Annotated in this window: 14 protein-coding genes; 8 read left to right on the top strand and 6 right to left on the bottom strand. The window is 39.4% G+C overall.

From position 1 onward, the window contains the following. The first annotated feature begins 13 nt into the window (after positions 1–13). On the top strand, positions 14–3,091 hold the full coding sequence (locus tag RSX31_RS20410; protein WP_315635860.1) for a GNAT family N-acetyltransferase: 3,078 nt from the start codon (positions 14–16) through the stop codon (positions 3,089–3,091). Positions 3,092–3,223: 132 nt separating this feature from the next. On the opposite strand, the gene RSX31_RS20405 is transcribed toward RSX31_RS20410, so the two are convergent. The 4 genes from RSX31_RS20405 to guaC all read right to left on the bottom strand — a co-directional run bounded on the left by RSX31_RS20405 (position 3,224) and on the right by guaC (position 5,346). Further along, positions 3,224–3,415, bottom strand: coding sequence for a twin-arginine translocase TatA/TatE family subunit (locus RSX31_RS20405; RefSeq protein WP_148969051.1), 192 nt, complete (start codon positions 3,413–3,415; stop codon positions 3,224–3,226). Between the two features lie 55 nt (positions 3,416–3,470). Then, on the bottom strand, positions 3,471–3,665 hold the full coding sequence (locus tag RSX31_RS20400) for a hypothetical protein (protein ID WP_315635859.1): 195 nt from the start codon (positions 3,663–3,665) through the stop codon (positions 3,471–3,473). Positions 3,666–3,797: 132 nt separating this feature from the next. Beyond that, entirely contained in the window at positions 3,798–4,130 is a 333-nt protein-coding gene (locus RSX31_RS20395) for a hypothetical protein (protein WP_148969049.1), read from the bottom strand. Positions 4,131–4,362: 232 nt separating this feature from the next. Continuing rightward, a complete protein-coding gene (gene guaC, locus RSX31_RS20390; protein WP_148969048.1) occupies positions 4,363–5,346 on the bottom strand; it encodes a GMP reductase in 984 nt (327 codons plus the stop codon). A gap of 265 nt (positions 5,347–5,611) precedes the next feature. On the opposite strand from guaC, the gene RSX31_RS20385 reads away from it, so the two are divergent. Continuing rightward, positions 5,612–6,163, top strand: a complete 552-nt coding sequence (locus tag RSX31_RS20385) for a 2'-5' RNA ligase family protein (RefSeq protein ID WP_148969047.1) — start codon at positions 5,612–5,614, stop codon at positions 6,161–6,163. A gap of 77 nt (positions 6,164–6,240) precedes the next feature. Then, positions 6,241–6,390: a hypothetical protein gene (locus RSX31_RS20380; protein ID WP_187443359.1), complete on the top strand. Its 150-nt coding sequence runs from the start codon at positions 6,241–6,243 to the stop codon at positions 6,388–6,390. A gap of 88 nt (positions 6,391–6,478) precedes the next feature. On the opposite strand, the gene RSX31_RS20375 is transcribed toward RSX31_RS20380, so the two are convergent. Further along, positions 6,479–7,723: a helix-turn-helix domain-containing protein gene (locus RSX31_RS20375; RefSeq protein ID WP_187443358.1), complete on the bottom strand. Its 1,245-nt coding sequence runs from the start codon at positions 7,721–7,723 to the stop codon at positions 6,479–6,481. Between the two features lie 250 nt (positions 7,724–7,973). On the opposite strand from RSX31_RS20375, the gene RSX31_RS20370 reads away from it, so the two are divergent. After that, on the top strand, positions 7,974–12,041 hold the full coding sequence (locus RSX31_RS20370) for a S8 family serine peptidase (protein ID WP_315635858.1): 4,068 nt from the start codon (positions 7,974–7,976) through the stop codon (positions 12,039–12,041). A gap of 117 nt (positions 12,042–12,158) precedes the next feature. On the opposite strand, the gene RSX31_RS20365 is transcribed toward RSX31_RS20370, so the two are convergent. Beyond that, positions 12,159–13,118, bottom strand: a complete 960-nt coding sequence (locus tag RSX31_RS20365) for a nucleoside hydrolase (RefSeq protein WP_315635896.1) — start codon at positions 13,116–13,118, stop codon at positions 12,159–12,161. Between the two features lie 173 nt (positions 13,119–13,291). Here RSX31_RS20365 and RSX31_RS20360 point away from each other — a divergent pair, with 173 nt between their 5' ends. From RSX31_RS20360 to RSX31_RS20345, 4 genes are all read left to right on the top strand, one after another. Further along, entirely contained in the window at positions 13,292–13,678 is a 387-nt protein-coding gene (locus RSX31_RS20360) for a MerR family transcriptional regulator (RefSeq protein ID WP_315635857.1), read from the top strand. Between the two features lie 82 nt (positions 13,679–13,760). Further along, the gene (locus RSX31_RS20355) at positions 13,761–15,443 is read left to right on the top strand and encodes an acyl-CoA dehydrogenase family protein (protein WP_315635856.1); all 1,683 of its coding nucleotides are present in this window, start codon (positions 13,761–13,763) and stop codon (positions 15,441–15,443) included. Positions 15,444–15,918: 475 nt separating this feature from the next. Then, positions 15,919–16,473: a hypothetical protein gene (locus RSX31_RS20350; protein ID WP_315635855.1), complete on the top strand. Its 555-nt coding sequence runs from the start codon at positions 15,919–15,921 to the stop codon at positions 16,471–16,473. 206 nt (positions 16,474–16,679) lie between these two features. Continuing rightward, positions 16,680–17,549 (top strand): cation diffusion facilitator family transporter, encoded by an 870-nt coding sequence (locus RSX31_RS20345; protein WP_315635854.1) that lies wholly within the window; start codon positions 16,680–16,682, stop codon positions 17,547–17,549. Positions 17,550–17,814: the final 265 nt, after the last annotated feature.

Raw genomic sequence — 17,814 nt, 5'->3', positions numbered from 1 at the left:
GTAGGAGGTCATTATGAAGACTACTTTGGAGCAAGTGAAAATCGTAGAATATCATGAAGGATTAGCAAAAGGAATAGCGAAAATGTGGAATGAAAGCCGGGAAAATTGGGGTGGAGATTCTGTTATTACAACAGAACAAGACGTAAAAGACAAGGAAGCTAACTCCACAAACCTCCATCTGTTTTTGGCAATGGTGGGAGATGAAGTGGCAGGCTACTGCGGGTTGTCTGAATATCGCGAGGACGAAGGTGCCTTATACATTCCTCTTTTGAACGTGCACCCCAAGTATCAGGGCTTAAAGCTCGGCAAACAGCTCGTACTGAAAGCACTAGAAAAGACTGTGGAATTAAAATGGCCGAGACTGGATTTATTTACCTGGGCGGGTAATACAAAAGCCGTCCCTCTATACAAGAAATGCGGATTTTTCTGGGAAGAGCGCGATGACACCGTTCACCTGATGAATTTTATTCCGATGGTACTCCAAATTGACTGTCTGAAGCCGTTTTTTGAGAAGCATGATTGGTATACAACGAGTCAGCGTTTAATTGAAATCAAACCCGATGGCCTGAAAGATCGTGATCATACTTATTATGAATACAAATGGGAAACAGGAAATGAGTTCGTTCGAATTCAATTTGAACGGACGGGAAGAGGCATTCGCTTAATTGAAACGAAGGATTTTTTAGTGGAAATGAGGCTGCCTGACTTTAAGATACTCGAGAAAAAAGAACACAATGTGACTTATCATGTAGAAAATCGCAAAGAGAATCCGGTTGAAATCTCCCTAAGAGGAGTATCAACTTCTCTTGTAAAGCATGAATTCCATGAGACCGCATTAGTGGGTAAGAGCTGGATTGGAGAATCCACTGTCAGTGTCGCCATGCCATGTAGTCAGCCAAGTCCTTGGAAAAAGCACCCGACTGTCGGGGTGACAGTGGAGGTGGATGGTCAATCAATCCCGTTAGCACTAGGGGTCTTCCCTAAACAAGCTGTGAATCTTCATTTAAGATCGGTAAAAAAGTATTGGAAATCCCAGGGTAAAGGAATGCTCTATCTTGATTTGGAAAGCCAATTAGAAGAAGAAACTACCTGGACGATTAAACTGCCTGTAAATAAGGTAGTAAAGTGGGAAACTTCAGAAGTGATGGTGAAAATCGAAGGGAAAAAGAGAGTTTCGATTCCACTTCCGATCCAGCTACTGAAAAATGGCTTTTTGTCAGAAGAGGTGAATGTTTCTGCTGAACGAATAAACGGGGAGGCGACTACTTTTTCCACTCGTCTTTCATTGGCTCTACCGGGTTTTGGGGCAAAATTTGGTGGCGAGACAGAAGAGAATTGGATCGGGTTTAACGGTCCGCATTACGTAGAGATTGAAAAACGAAACCATATCGTCAAAGTAGGCTCTTTGAATGCAACCCAAGATCCGATAACTTTCTTCACACCAAAATTCGGAAAACCATATAGTGAAGAGTTTTCTAAGAAAGAAGCCTCTTTTGTAGAATTTATCGAGCTTCCTGAAGCTTTCGTGATGAAAACAACACTAAAGTCGGATACATTTTCCTCCATGCTTCTGAACACCTATTTTAAAATTTACGGTGATGGATTAGTAGAAATCAAACATGAAGTAGTGAATGCCGGAGAAAAAGACAGGAAGCATCTTTCCCTAATTCAGCCCGTTTTTATAAACTTCGAAGGAATGGCTATCCCACAAAGGGATGGAGTCTTAATCGGGAATGAGTCCTTGGTTCCTTTTATGGAGTATATTAATGATAAAGAAATGGCTGAACGTTGGATTTTCACATGCTCTTCGATTGGAGATACTATCGGACTTGCATGGCCAGAAGAAGCTCTTGGAAGAAAAGATGATTGGCGAATGGCCCTTGAATATGAAATCGACCTGATACAATCCCAGGAAGAAAAGTGTTTAGGTCCCATCCAGGTCGGGATCAATACTTCCAACCACTGGTCTAAGTGGCGGGAGTTGGTGGTGGGTGATGAAAGGGAGTTGAAAGAGCTGCCCCTGTATGCTTTAGGTAAAACAGATGGAGATATTGTTTCTTATGTTGGTAAAAGGGAAAATTATTCATTCCGATCCATGTTGACTCCCTACATTCATGGTAAATTAACCGTTAAATCAGATAATGAAACATTCACGAAAGAAGTGGATAAAGCTGAATCAGTCACCGATCTGAATCTTGAACTAGAGCATTCATCACCAGGCGTAAAATGGTTAGATGGGCAATTCGAATCCAAAAGTCACTTCGGAAAAGTAGAAGTAATCCAACTTGTTAAGGGGAAGAGGGAAGTAAGGGTTGAGAGGAACGAAGATGTTTGGTCTGTAGATAATGGCGTCATTTCATTTAAAGCATCATCTGCTTATTATCCTGGTATCTATTCCTTATCGATTGACGGTAAGGAATCGTTGGATCATCTATATCCAAACCCGGGTCCACGGGCGTGGTGGAATCCTTGGGGTGGAGGTATCAGATACTCTTTCCAATCCGTTAGTTCCTATTCAATGTTGAAAGAGAATACTGCAATCGGATCTGTAACAAAGTTGGATCAACAAGGCCAACAGTGGGCAGGAATTTGTTTAACGACAGAATTTAAAGAGCATGAAAAGATGAAGGGTATTGTTCTTCGTCAATATGCTTTAACACTTCCAGAAGTGCCGGTCCTGGCTGTATACGCAGAGATTCAGCAGGATTCAGGAAGAACGTATATGAAGGAGTTGCTGGATTTAGAGGCTTTCTTCATGACTGGAAAAACATTAACATCCAGTTTCGTTAAACTTCCGACACAAGGGATGGTTCATAAATACTATGCAGGCGTCGAGGAATTCGTATTGAGAGATACACCATTTATTACGGTTGGATCGGATGATCAACAAGAATCTGTGACATTTGTTCACCCAAGCACCAGAAAACGGTCAGAAGCATACTTAAATCAAGATGTTCTTCTAGTAGCATCAACAAACGAATGGTCTGCAGCAATGGGGGAAACCAACGTAATCGAACCAACTATCCTATTCTACGGTGAAACTCAATCTGCACAAGCAATCAAACCACTACAAAACATTCGATTCACCTAAAAACTCCACGAACCTACCCCTGCCGTAGGTTCGTGTTTTTAATTGGAGAGGGACGGACCTCCAAATGTTCCAAATTGCCAGATTATCAGATTTTCAGTTTGTTGGAGGTCCGTCCCTCACAGTTAAGCAGTACTATTGATTTTTATTTATATTCTTTTCACCATCATGGTCTGTATCCTCATCCTCCATCAATCCACTGACCGCCTGTTTAAATTCTCTTAAAGAAACACCGGCAGCTTTTCCGAGCTCTGGAAGTTTGCTTGGTCCAAAGAATAGTAATGCTACGAACAAGATAATCGCTATTTCACCGAAACCCAGATTCATTTTTATTTCCTCGCTTTATTAATAAAGTAGTTTCAATACGAAACTTTGCTTTAACTTATCTTAAGTCGAATATCTCAACAATTTCTCTCCACTTAATCATCATATCCCATGAGAATCGAGGGACGGATGAGATGATGCTATTTCCACTCATTTCTCCAGATACCAGTATCGTTCCAACAAAGCTAAGTAGGAAAAGAGAACAGAAGACATAACAAGCAATAGATTCCTTACGATATTCATAATTTCTCATATGAATGCACCTCAGTTTAATTTAATTTTTCAAGGACCAATGTTTATTTTAAATAGGCACTGCAAAAAAACTCTTAACTGCAAAGAGAAAAAAGGGGTTACGAGATCACATATAATTTTAGAATGAAAGGAATCAGAGGTAATTTGAATGGGACATGACTACTTCAAGAAAGCCCAATGAGTCTGGAAAAATCTCAGTGCTAAATAGACATCCAGCTAAAGGGATTAATTTGAAGTGTAATGTTGGAAGAATGGATTTTTTATTAGAAGTCATACCATCTTGTTTCTGAACCAGTGAAGAGGCCACGTTGATAATCATATCTGCATCGGTTAAAAACACATGGTCAGAAATAGTATCCACATTATCAAAACTCAAGAATACCGGGCTTTGATTCTGTTGCTGTCCAGGAACTGTCCCTAACACCATGCTCAATACCATCAATAACAACAATCTCATCACAGTCACTTCACCACCCAAGATAATATTAAAACTAATTATAGCTTAATTTCCCCCGGTGTCTATAACAAGTTAAGAGGGACGGACCTATAAAGGAGGAGGAAGGGAGTAGATGCGTGATAGTATACCTTTTTGAGGTCCGTCCCCTAAAAAGGTGTTTCTCATATTAATCCATAATGAAATGTTTATTTCAATCAAAAAAAGGTGAGCATCAATTGCCCACCTTTTCAACATTTCACTATTAATATACTTTATCGCCATTAAAGATTGAATTCTTTACTATTACATAATCCACTGTTCGGATTGCTTCAAGCTTTGTTCCACCAGCATAAGAGATTGAAGATTGAAGGTCTTGTTCCATTTCGATCAACGTATGCTCCAGTGACCCTTTATGTTCAACAAACATCTTTTTACCTTCAACATTTTTCTTTTCACCTTTTTGGAACTCTGAAGCTGATCCAAAGTATTCTTTAAAGAGCTTGCCGTCTTTTTCGATTGTATCTCCCGGGGACTCTTCATGGCCAGCAAATAGGGAACCAATCATCACCATGGACGCACCGAAACGAATGGATTTTGCTATATCACCGTGTGTACGGATACCACCATCAGCGATGATTGGTTTTGTAGCGGCTTTTGCACACCAGCGTAGAGCAGCAAGTTGCCAGCCACCTGTTCCAAAACCGGTTTTGATTTTGGTAATACATACTTTTCCTGGTCCGATTCCCACTTTTGTAGCATCGGCACCGGCATGTTCCAATTCTCTTACAGCTTCTGGAGTACCAACGTTCCCTGCAATCACGAAGCTCTCAGGTACGTGTTTTTTAATATGTTGAATCATGCTGATTACCGCATTGGAATGACCATGGGCAATATCGATTGTTATAAATTCCGGTGTCAGCTTCTCTTCTGCTAACTGCTCTACAAATGCATACTCTTCATCCTTAACACCTACAGAAATAGAAGAAATCAAACTCCGGGACTTCATATCTTTAATAAAAGAAATTCGTTTTTCAGGCTCGAAGCGATGCATGATATAGAAATAATTATTTTCAGCTAAATATACAGCGATTTTTTCATCAATAATGGTCTGCATATTGGCAGGTACGACAGGTAACTTAAACGTATGTCCACCCAGGGTCAAACTCGTATCACATTCAGAACGGCTGTTAACCACACATTTTGCAGGAATTAATTGAATATCTTCGTAATCAAATACATTTTCCATTATTACACCCCTAAACACGAATATTAAAGTTTATTTATTTTATAAATGTTCGTCCATAAGGTAATTTACATCATTTTCTTATCAATGTCAAAGATTTTTATCATTTTAGGGGGAAAGGCTTTAAATTTTGGCACAAAGTCTTGATCCAACAAGTATTTAAGCGTTTGCAAATAAGTGTTTTTGAACCACTGAAAGAGAGACTATGTTACAGTATAAGGAAGAAGAGCTTAGAAACAATCCGTATGATAGGAAAGGTGGTTAAGCTATGTACTGGGTAATCGCTCTATTCGATGAAAAGACTGAAGAGTTGATACAAGATATATGGAAGGAACTTACCGTTAAAAATATTTCTTACTATGAGGAAGAAATCAATGATGCGCGTCCCCATATTACGATAGGAAGTTATGAAGAATTAGATAAGCAAAAATACATACAAGCATTAGAAGAGTATTATGAACATAAAAAACCGATCGATATCACTTTCAACACCGTAGGTTCATTTCTAAACTTTGGAACTCTATTTTTCTCCCCGACCATCACAAGAGAACTGCTAAACTTTCATTCGGATCATCATGATTTTTTTCACGAATTCAATGAATCAGCTAATCCTCTCTATCTTCCTGACAAATGGATTCCACACTGCACTTTAGCCAATAAGCTTTCACCGGAAAAATTATCTCAGGGCTTTAAGCATTGCTTAGAAAGAGGAGACTTAATTGAAGCGAAGTTAACTGGTATTGCTTTAATTGAATTAGTCGATGATTCAAAGAATTGCATAGATGCTCCGATCGTTTATTCAAAATCATTATTGCTGTAAAACGCAACATTTGCAGAGGCGATTATTGGTTGATTATGGTATCCTAGCGAAGAACGACTCTTCAAGGGGGTATACCAATGATGGAACTAATCAATATTATTTTATTCCTTTTATTCATCGCATGTAGCATGGAGATTTTCGCAATGGGAAAACAACAAAAACAAATGAATGCAACCATCCAGGAGCTGAGAGACGATATTAAGAAATTAGTGCATCACGACAGGTAGTAGAAAGTGCAGATGCTTGCTTTAACTCCCTGCTCCATATAACACACAAAACGCAATGGAAATCGCTCCATTGCGTTTTGTGATGAGGTTATACAAATTGATTGTTTTTCCGGAACTTTTCCATCAGACCTCTGGCATACACGTTCGCTTTCCCCACATCTCCTTTTTCCATATAATAATCAAACAGCAAAACGCCGTAATGCTCCATTGGGAGAACGTAGCCCATTTCCTGAAAATGAGGATAGGCTTTATCTTCCAAGTATTCAAAATACCCTTTTTTGTCTTCATTGACATTCAATTTGTGTAACGTAAAGAAGTGATAGAACGTTTTGTTTTCAGTTTTTTGGGATAGAGTCAAGCCTTCTTCTATAATTTGAAGTAACTCATCTTTCGAGGTCCGTCCCTCTTTGGTAAGGGCATTTATGTATCCTTCAAGTGAACCGAGATAGTTTGGGTCTTGTGGTTGACGGGTGTTGACGGACTTTTTGTAGAGTTCGCTTGCTGACTTGAATTCTCCACTTCTTAGTTGGTGATAGGCGTAGTTATGGTGAAGAAGTGCTCGTTGGTGCTCCAATTCGTAAGCTTCTGCCATGTCTATTAATCGTTGGTATTCTTTGCTTTCCACATTGGAATCATCGGATTGTTCAAGTTGGAGAAGCATCAGCATCTCTGACTCGATCATCCGGGAGAAACTGCGCATCTCTACAAAGAATTGCAAGGCCTTATTCGCATAAAAATAGGCTAATACATTTGAATGAATGGAATGGTAGGCAACAGCTAAATCATAAAAACATTCCCGATTTGAATAGTCGTCCAGGCTAATCTTCTTAAGCACTGAAATGGCTTTGAAGTAATCGTGGTTTACCCTCATGTGATAAATTCCATTAATGTGCAGCAACATATTTTGCTCATATGGACTAAGTCCTGACCACATCTCCATTTCTTCAATAAGACGTTTCGCAAGTTGATTTTCCCCGGAAAATAAATGATATCGAGAAAGAATCAGAGTATACGTACGATAAAAATCCTGAATCTGCAATAAATGAAACCCTTCCAGTCTTTTCTTTATGGAATCTGCCTTGTTCTGCAGTTTCTTAATGATTGATTCATGCCATTCTTTAAGAAGGGAATCGATACTTTTATAATTCTCTATTTCCTTTTCCATATGAATTCCTAATCGTTCACTTAATAAGTGGATTGTTTCTTTTGAGACCTCAGTAAGTCCTCGTTCTATTTTACTAATATGGGTAGTGGAACAAATTCCTTCTCCCAAATCCTTTTGTTTAATCTCTTGTTGTTCTCGATAGAACTTGATAATTTTACCTTCCAGCATGATCTCATCCCCTTTGCAATCGTTCCAATTCATCCAATATTATCATAACCCCAATTAAAAATTGTCCATTTAGCAGTTTTTCTATTAATTTCCGACAGAAAATAGGTCTTTGTCAATTGATAATGTGATTGTAACTAATCATAAAGACCTAATCAAAACCCCGATAGCTACTGAACAGAAAGAATACTAGAATATAGTTGTACTACTATTAAGAATACTTATTAAATAAGAAAAGAAAGAGGTAGGAATTATGAATCCACACTCAATCGCGAAACGATCGGCAGTGATCGCCCTTTCCACGGGTTTACTGTTATCTCCGGTAAATACCTTGTCCACACCCACCGTTACGGCAACGGACCTGAAATCAGAAGAAATATTAGCCTCTTTAACAGAAGAGCAAAGACTTGCTTTGAAACAGTTGGAGTTAAACAAATTGAAAGGTCTTCAAGGCTTCAATGAAAGCGAATTGAATTCTGAAGAAGAAATCACAGTCATTGTTGAGTTTCACTCAAAACCATCTGATGTAGCCGTGTTAGAAGCTGCAGTAGAGGGGAAAGAGTTAAAGAAAGAAGAGGCTAAAGCGAAAGTCGACAACGAACACAAAGTCTTTAAACAAGATGTAGAAAAGCACCTATCAAATCTAAACAAAAAAGAAAAAAAAGCATTGCCAGAAATCACACAAACATATAAAACCGCCTATAATGGGGTGGCTATAAAGCTACCAGCCAATCAGGTAGAACAGCTCCTTCACTCAAAAGCAGTCAAAGCAGTGTACAAAAACCAAACATTTACGGTTGATCCCGTTAAAATGGCATTGCCGACAGATATAGATCGTAACATCACCACATCGGTAGAGAGCCTGCCTTATTTAAAAGTTGACGAATTACATAAAGAAGGGATAACAGGGGAAGGAATCAAAGTCGGTGTCCTGGATACGGGAGTGGATTATCATCATCCAGATTTAAAGGACGCTTATAAAGGCGGTTATGACTTTGTTGACAATGACAATGACCCAATGGAAGCAACATATGAAGATTGGAAGGATTCGAGTCAGCCGGAATTAAGTCAAGTAGGCTCTACTTATTACACTTCACACGGTACACATGTATCAGGAACCATTGTCGGACAGAACAAGAACGATAGTGAAGTATCAGTTGAGGGAGTAGCTCCTGATGCTGATCTATATGCTTATCGCGTACTTGGTCCATACGGAAGTGGGTCCTCTGAAGGGGTCATAGCAGGGATTGAAAAATCTGTAGTAGATGAAATGGATGTTATCAATCTATCACTTGGCGCCAGTATTAATGATCCTTATTATCCAACAAGCACTGCCTTAAATTATGCTGTACTTAATGGGGTAACCGCTGTCGTATCAGCCGGAAATTCAGGATCTAATGATTTCACTCTTGGATCACCTGGTACAGCAGCACTGGCATTAACCGTTGGGGCAAGTGATGTACCGGTTTCACAAACCACTTTTACAGGAGAACTACGAGGTGGATGGTCCACGGAAGTCATCAGCATGGCAAGAGGATTTGCTCACCAATTTGCCAGCTTAGATGATAAGTCCCTTGAATTAGTGGATGTAGGCATGGGTAATATGAAAGACTATGAAAATAAAGATGTCGAAGGAAAGATTGCTTTCGTACAACGTGGCGATTTTGCTTTAATTGACAAAGTTAGGTTTGCCAAAGAAAATGGGGCTGAAGCGGTCATCATGTACAACAATGTGGAAGGTCACGTTGGTTATAATCTAGGCGAATCTACTCACTTTATTCCTGCTTTCTCCATGACCAAGAAAGCCGGGGAAGAGTTGAAAGAAGCAATTGCGAATGGAGAAAACACTTTCACATTTAGCAACTTAGAAGAATCTTTCTCAGAAGGGGACAAGTTGGCAGATTTCAGCTCAAGAGGCCCAGTTAATAAAAACTATGATATGAAACCGGAAATCGTCGCTCCCGGCGTAAGTGTTCTATCCACCTTCCCTTCCTATATGGTGAATCCAGAAAATCCGGAAGACTATAAATATGCTTATGCAAGATTGAATGGAACTTCAATGGCGTCTCCTTTTGCCGCTGGTGTGGCCGCGTTACTTCTGGGAGAGAATTCTGACCTTGAACCGTCAGATATCAAAACTATCCTTATGAATTCCGCTGATCCATTAAACGAAGATTACAGTGTATTTGAAGTCGGAGCAGGTAGAATCGATCCTTATCAAGCACTTCACAGTCAAACGAAGATACAAGTAAATGATGAAACATTGCTTCCAAACGGAGAAAACCTGATCACAATCAAAGAACAAACCGGCGGCTTAAGCTTTGATAATCAGATCGTTTCAGAGGGTTCTCACATTCGGGTCAAAAAGACACTCGAATTCACAAACGACAGCAGTGAAAAAAAATCATACAACGTTGAGATTTTAGAAAATGTTCAAGAAGGAACCAATAGTCTAAAGGAAAACGGCGTACAGGTGAATGTTGACAAATCAGTTAAGGTCAATGCTGGGAAGTCAAAGAAATCAAATGTATTCCTTACAATGCCGAAGACAGCAAAAAAAGGTATTTATGAAGGATACTTAGTCATTTCCAACAGCAATGATTCTAGTGAAAGCTACCGGGTTCCTTTCAGCGTGAAGAAATCAGAGGAAGGATTCAACTCACTGGATTTACTTACACCAGCAATTACGCCATCACATTATAATCATGCATATGATCAATACAGAACGACGACGGCATTGGTGTTATTCAATTTAAGTTCAACAGTTGACACGATGGATGTCATCCTACAAGATGGGAAGTCTGGAGAGGACCTGGGCTTGATCGGAACCCTGAATTTGAATGGAGCAGAAGACAACCGTGATTATTTCTTACAAGCCTTTAACGGCAACTACTATAAATTCACCGGGAATAAAAAGGATCCCGTTGCACCTGAAACGAGTATTGCCCAACCTGGTCATTATAAACTGAAATTCATTTCAACCTTACCAAGCGGAAAACAGAAAATCATTATGCATGATTTGTTCATTGATATTGAAGCTCCAGAAGTGAAAAATTCACTCGACAGTGAATCTCCTTTCATTGAATACAAGCCTGGACAACAAACAGTGCCATTTGAAATGAAAGTGACAGATTCTAACGTTGAAGCTATGCAAAATGCCGGATTGGATATTGATCAATCGTCCAATTTCGCGGTTTACACCTATGGAGCTCCATTCCCTAACGGTCCTATCTATATGAATGAGAATGGGAAATGGAATGAAGAAGTAGAGATGAACGAAAAAACTAAATCCCTTTCATTCAATCTGATTGGTTATGACGCCGCTGGGAATCAGGCGAAATGGAAGGAATACTTCTTCGTGAAAGAAGGTACTCCTGTTACGTATGCAAAACACAATGTAGAAACTGCGAGATCTGGAGATATTTTAACTGCTTCACTCGTGTTAGATAATCTTGATGGGGTGAAAGAAGCGACCTGGTCGTTTGATAATTCAGGAATACAACATGTATACCTTGTTGAAGCTGCCTTAACAAATGAAGTAGAGGATTATGCATCCATTGAAGTGGATGGAAATCAAGTGAAAGTGAAATTCGATAAAAATAAAGCATTTGACCAAACAGAAGTGGTAGATGTAAAAGTAAAAGTCCAAGACGAACTATTCTATCCTATTGGATACATCAAACCTACAGCTAAGATCATCAATGAAAACAATGAAGAGCAGACCTTGCTCAGTGCCGGTAATCGCTATAATCTAAAACCTAGATTTAACCGCGTTCAAGGAAGCTTGATACCAGAAGGGTATCTAGTTGAAAGTGGAGGTTTTGCTGGATACAGAGACTGGGCAAAAGTAGGAGCTTCAATTAAGGTAACAAATCCATCTGGGTATGAACTTGATGCTTCCGACTTGTTTAATGGGAATGCACGTTTTGAAATTGAGCCTCTACCTTTAAATAATGATGCCTATACATTTGAAGTAAATGTTCCAGGACATTTTATTACAAAATACGATAAAGCATTTGGGTTCGAATACAAAGGGACATTATACGGAAAATCAGAAACTATCGGCATAAGTTTAGTAGGCGGGGATGTAAACCAAGACCATGTAATCGACATCCATGACGCTATTGCGATTCAGGAAGCCTGGGGTACTGATGACCGTGCGGCAGATATCAATTTTGACACAGTCGTGAATGAAAAAGACTTGAGCTTTGTTGAGAAGAACTATTTGCAGCAAAACGAAGACGCAACGAATCCACCAGCACCTACCGATTCTTGGAATGGAATGACATTGGAATCCATAAAAAAAGAATTAGGACTTTAATCCATTTACCACATTGTAAGTTGGTAGGGGGTGTACGAAATGAAGAAGTTATCATATGCACTGCCTGAAGTAAACACCTGATAAAACCCTAAAAGGAATGACCTCTTTCTGAGGAGATCATTCCTTTTTTCTCTCAAATGATTCCCCGGTCATCACATTCATAAATCGTGCGAAAAACATCTCATACTCGAACGAAAAGGCAATCCGATGCTTTTTGGCTGTTTCTTCAAACTGAATATACGGTCTGATATCAGCAATGCTTTGTCCACGGTGGATGCCCCTGCTGGAAGTCACTACATGAACGGGTAGATTTCGAAACGTGAACATGTCATCATTGACTGCTGACATGAGGGTGATAGCATCATGTACCGGGCTACCTTTAATCAATGGATTTCGCTTCTTATAAAAACCATAGTAATAGTCCATCAGGGGCTTAACAAGCTTCGATCGACCTTTATATTCGATGTAATCAACCATTTCAGGGGTTACAATCGCATGGTCGGTTACGTTTAATGGGATGATGGTAAGATTATTCGCATATGTCAAAACAATCTTAACTGCAATCGGGTCGGAATGAAAGTTTGCTTCAGATACCGCCGTTACATTTCCGGGTACCCAGAACGCTCCGCCCATAAGATAGATCTTTTTTACTTTGTTCATAAGAGTCTGGTATAAGATGAACATATTCGCAAGGGATGTCAACCTTCCGACATTTACAATGATCAGTTCATCCCCATATTTCTCTATCAATCTTATAATCTCAAAGAAATTTTCAATAATTCCTTCATAAAGACCAGGCTTAATTGGTCCAAGTCCATATTCTCCATGAATTTCAGGATAGAATTTAGGCTGTTCTGCAGTCATCGGAACCTCTGCTCCGCCAATAATCGGAATCTGATCTATGAGGTTCAACTGTTTCATAAGGTAGTGAACACTTGCCACAGCACGGGATCTTGGGACATTTCCATAATCAGCAACAACCCCGACCAGTTCAATCTCTTCGCTCAGATAAGAATAGATCAAGGCAATGGTATCGTCGATTCCAATATCCGCAAATAACAACACCTTCTGCATGATTCATCCACCACCTCGGCAATATTTACTACTAGTATATGGAAAACAGTATTCAGATTATGTATTAGGGTACCCCTTCTAAAGAACCAAAAACTTTTACAATTCAGGTTGAACTTTACGTTAACGTCAATGGTAAACTGTAAGTATCCAAATTTTCTAACAAAGAGATGATCACAATGACATATACGATAACTCAGCTGGCTAAGGAATTTAATGTAACGACACGCACGATAAGGTACTATGAGGAACTAAATTTGTTGCAACCGGTAAGGAGCGAGTCAGGAAGGAGGATCTATTCGAAGAGTGATATCACGAAATTGAAATTGATATTCAGGGGAAAACGATTCGGCTTCTCCTTGTATGAAATCAAAGAAATGATCCACTTATTTGATCGGGACAGAACCGGAAAGAAGCAATTAGAACGCACGATTGAATATGGAACCAAACGAATCGAGGAAGTGACAACCTATATTGAAGAGCTCGAAGCAATGAGAACAGAAATGGAAGAACTAAGGGATGAATTTGCCAGAAAATTAAATGAGACAGGGGAAACTTCAAATTGAATTTTTCACGTTTATTGTCACGTAATGCGCCGGGTAAGGTTATAAAACAAGCATTGCGTGACGAAATACAGGAGGTAAAATCATGAAAAAAATTGAAAACTTCTATCGGGAAGATCCTCATTTCAAAGAACTCATGAAGCAATATCTGGACAAAGATTTTTTCGGATGGGCTGACCGAGAGCTGAACGCATTCGGTGAATTGTGTGCTGGGGAAATTGATGACCGAGCCGTACACACCGACCGTGAAGGGCAGCCAAGACTGATCAAATACAATCGATTGGGAGAAGAAATTTCTGAAATCTGGGTGAATGAAGGATATAAAAAAACGGTGAAACAAACCTATAACAAGGGAATAGTAGGTTATATCCATAAGGTCATTCCTGCGCTCGGTCATAAAGGAAACTATGTATATTCTTATGCACAAGGCTATCTACTATCACAAACAGAGCCTGGTTTCTATTGTCCTGTCACCCTTTCCATGGCTACTGCCCTGCTACTTGAAAAATACTCATCCGATCAGGTGAAAAAGAGATTCATGCCTCACGTCCTTTCAACAGGAGAAGTTGAATTATACGAGGGGGCTACATTCTTAACAGAACGTCAAGGTGGTTCCGATGTTGGTGCCAATGATACAAAAGCGCTGAAAAATGGTGATACTTATCAGCTTTTTGGTGAAAAATATTTTGCATCCAACTCTGGGATGTGCGGAGTGACCATGGTACTCGCCCGTATCGATGGTTCTGGCGATGGAACGAAAGGACTCAGTCTGTTTGCGGTTCCTTGGAGGAACGATGATGGTTCACTGAATGGCATTCACATTAGAAGATTGAAAGATAAACTGGGTGTCCGGGCGGTCCCTTCAGCAGAAGTGGAATTCGATGGAGCTGAAGCCTATCTTGTAGGAGAACCGAATCGCGGCATCTATTATATGATGGAGGCATTGAATCTTTCCCGCGTCTGCAATGCCGTTGCCTCGATTGGAATCATGAGAAGAGCCTATCTAGAAGCAAGAAATTATGCATTCTACCGTGAAGCATTCGGTCAGCCATTGACCCAATATCCGATGATCAAAGAAACATTGTCTCGTCTTGCAGCCAAGCAGGAAGTAGAAACGAGTGCAGTATTTCATCTCGTTCATTTATTTGATCGCGTCGTATCAGATGATATCCCGACGGCAGAAGAAGAGTCAGTCCTAAACAGATTACTTATTGCGATTTTGAAAAAGGAATCAGCTGAACAAGCGATTCATTTCTCCCACGAAGCCATTGAAATGCACGGAGGAAATGGCTACATCGAAGATTTTGTATTGCCTCGCTTACTTAGGGATGCCCAAGTATTGACGGTGTGGGAAGGAACAGCGAATATTTTGGGACTTGAAGTATTAAGGTTAATGAATAAGCATCGCGCTCATGAGTACTTTTTGGTGAAAATGAAAGAAGAGTTATCCAATTTGCCAGAAGAACTTCTGTTGTTTAGCACCCCAGTTACAGAAGGTATAGCAAAACTAGAACAATTATTGGAAAAAGTAGCAGTAGGGGACGTCGACACGCAAACTTATCATTCAAAACGAATCGCTGAGTTAATGGCCAATATATTCGAAAGTGTCATCGCACTTAAGGATGCCCATACAATGGGCGGAGATAGGAAGCGGATGATTGCTGAAGTATTTATCGAGCATACATGGAAACAAACCGAATGGATTGATGAGGAAATGAAATCAGTACAATATTTCGATGAAATTGTTGGTGTAGTTGTAAGAGTGTAAAAAATAATTGGCCCCTAAGCTCGGCTGGAGTTTAGGGGCTTATATTATTTTTCGCAACAGCAAGGACAATCACATTCCTTTTTCGTCTTACACTTACAGCGTTCACATGAACACTCTTTCTTCACCAAGAAAAGCACCCCCAAATATGACTTTAGTTAATAATCATCGTAACCAAAACTTTAATTTTAATACATTCAGGTTGTGGTTAGAGGATGTTTTAATGAATTTTTTAGGAAAACAATAAAATCGCGGTTTCTTGTTAAATATGAGTATTTAAAATATATTGGTGATTTCTGATATGGATTGAATAACACGGAAAGGGTAAAATCGACCATATTGTTATGGTAACTAACCACTCCGACAAGAATTGAGTTATTTACAAATAATACAAAATAATATCCATTTGTTTACATATATAATTCAATAAGGTAATATATGTAATTGCAGGAACTCATTAAAAGGGGAGGAAATGATGATGAAAAAATTATTGGTACCATTTATCTTGTTATCTATGAGTCTATTTATTGCTGCATGCAACAGTGAAGGCAGTACCGAAGAAAAAGACACTGAAAAGAACACTGAAGCAACAGAGGAAGAAGCAAAGTCAGATGAGATGGAAATGAAAAGCGCTCTATTAGACTATCAAATGGAGATAATAAACACGGTTAATGCGAATGATTCGGCTATCTATGCATTTGAAGCAGCTAAAGCAAAGGAAGAAGACAAACCATCTGATGAAGAAATCGCAAAACTGAAAACTGATGCAGAAGCTGCAGCAAAAACCGTGGCAGAAGATGTTCATGCTCTTGAGGTTCCTGCCGCACTTGATTCTAAAAAAGAGGAAATCCAAGGAGCGTTAGATGACCTTGCAAAATCTTACGAAACTCGAGCTGCCAATCTTTCAGATGAGGCGAACGCCGAATACACAGAATCAGATGAACAATTCGCAGCGTTTGAAGAAAAAATGGCCGCCGTTTATGAAGAAGCAGGCTTGACCAAACCTAGTTTTACAGCGGATATTGTAGATTAATAACGAAAGATTCATAGGCAGCAACAATTCCAAGATCAATAGGACAGCACTCGCTGTCCTATTTTTTATGCCTTCATAAAAGTTTACTCAACAAAACATTTTTAACCTCTTCATAATAAGATAGCTCAACTAAAGAAGGTTGCTATAGACCCACATGAATGCGGATTGATATGATAAACACAATTAAAGTGTGGAGGATTTAACCAGTGGATCAAGAAAAATATAAACAGTTAAAATTAGGTGAACGCGGAGCTATCATCAGTATCCTTGCATACATCGCATTATCAATAATAAAGTTTATCATTGGCAACACGGCCAATTCAGAAGCATTGCAGGCAGACGGCTTGAACAACGCAACAGACATTGTGGCTTCTGTTGCTGTACTTATTGGTCTGAAATATTCCAGAAAGCCTGCAGATCTGGATCATCCCTATGGTCATTGGAAAGCAGAAAGCGTTGCCTCTCTAATTGCCTCATTCATCATGATGATTGTAGGGCTTCAAGTACTATATAATGCCATACAGTCTGTATTTGACGGAAAAACCCAATCACCAGATCTTCTTTCAGCATGGACAGGGGTGGGTGCAGCTATCGTCATGTATCTGGTATATCGCTATAACAAAAGACTGGCTGAAAAAATAAACAGTCAATCCCTTATGGCTGCTGCCAAGGATAATCTTTCAGACGCATGGGTGAGTATAGGAACAGTAGTCGGAATTGTTGGAGCTCAATTCTATCTTCCTTGGTTAGACCCTCTGACGGCCGTTTTTGTAGGTCTCTTAATTTGTAAAACCGCATGGAATATTTTCCAGGAAGCTTCACACTATTTAACAGACGGATTTGATGAACAGTTGATTCAAACATATGAAGAGACCATTCAAACCATCCCAGGTGTAAAAGGGGTTAAAGATATACGGGGGAGAAACTATGGCAACAACACTGTCGTGGATGTAGTTATTTTAGTAAGATCAACACTTGATATTAAACAGGCACATGATATTTCAAGCGTTGTAGAGAAAGAATTGATGAAGAAGCATGAAGTGTACGATGTGCATGTGCATGTGGAGCCGAATTAATATGGAGGAGGTTTCACATTTACTTTTTTATAGCTTGCAATTATGAACTGGTGAAGAAATGAGTAGGCATCAAAAAGGACGTGGCATGGATCTTTTTTGATGGATGTCAATTCATATTAGATAAAAGCATAGATTAGATTCAACCCGATGAATTCAGCCTATGAAAAAACATTCAGTGAAGTCTAATCAGATAAAATTCAATTAATTTGAAAATTAGGTGAAATGCCTATTGCATAAAATAACCACGTGATGTTAAAATTCATTC

Origin of the sequence: Rossellomorea yichunensis (assembly GCF_032337515.1) — a bacterium.
Classification (GTDB): Bacteria; Bacillota; Bacilli; order Bacillales; family Bacillaceae_B; genus Rossellomorea; species Rossellomorea yichunensis.
The sequence above is the reverse complement of the archived record's forward strand: the minus strand, read 5'-3'. Positions and strand labels throughout refer to the sequence as shown.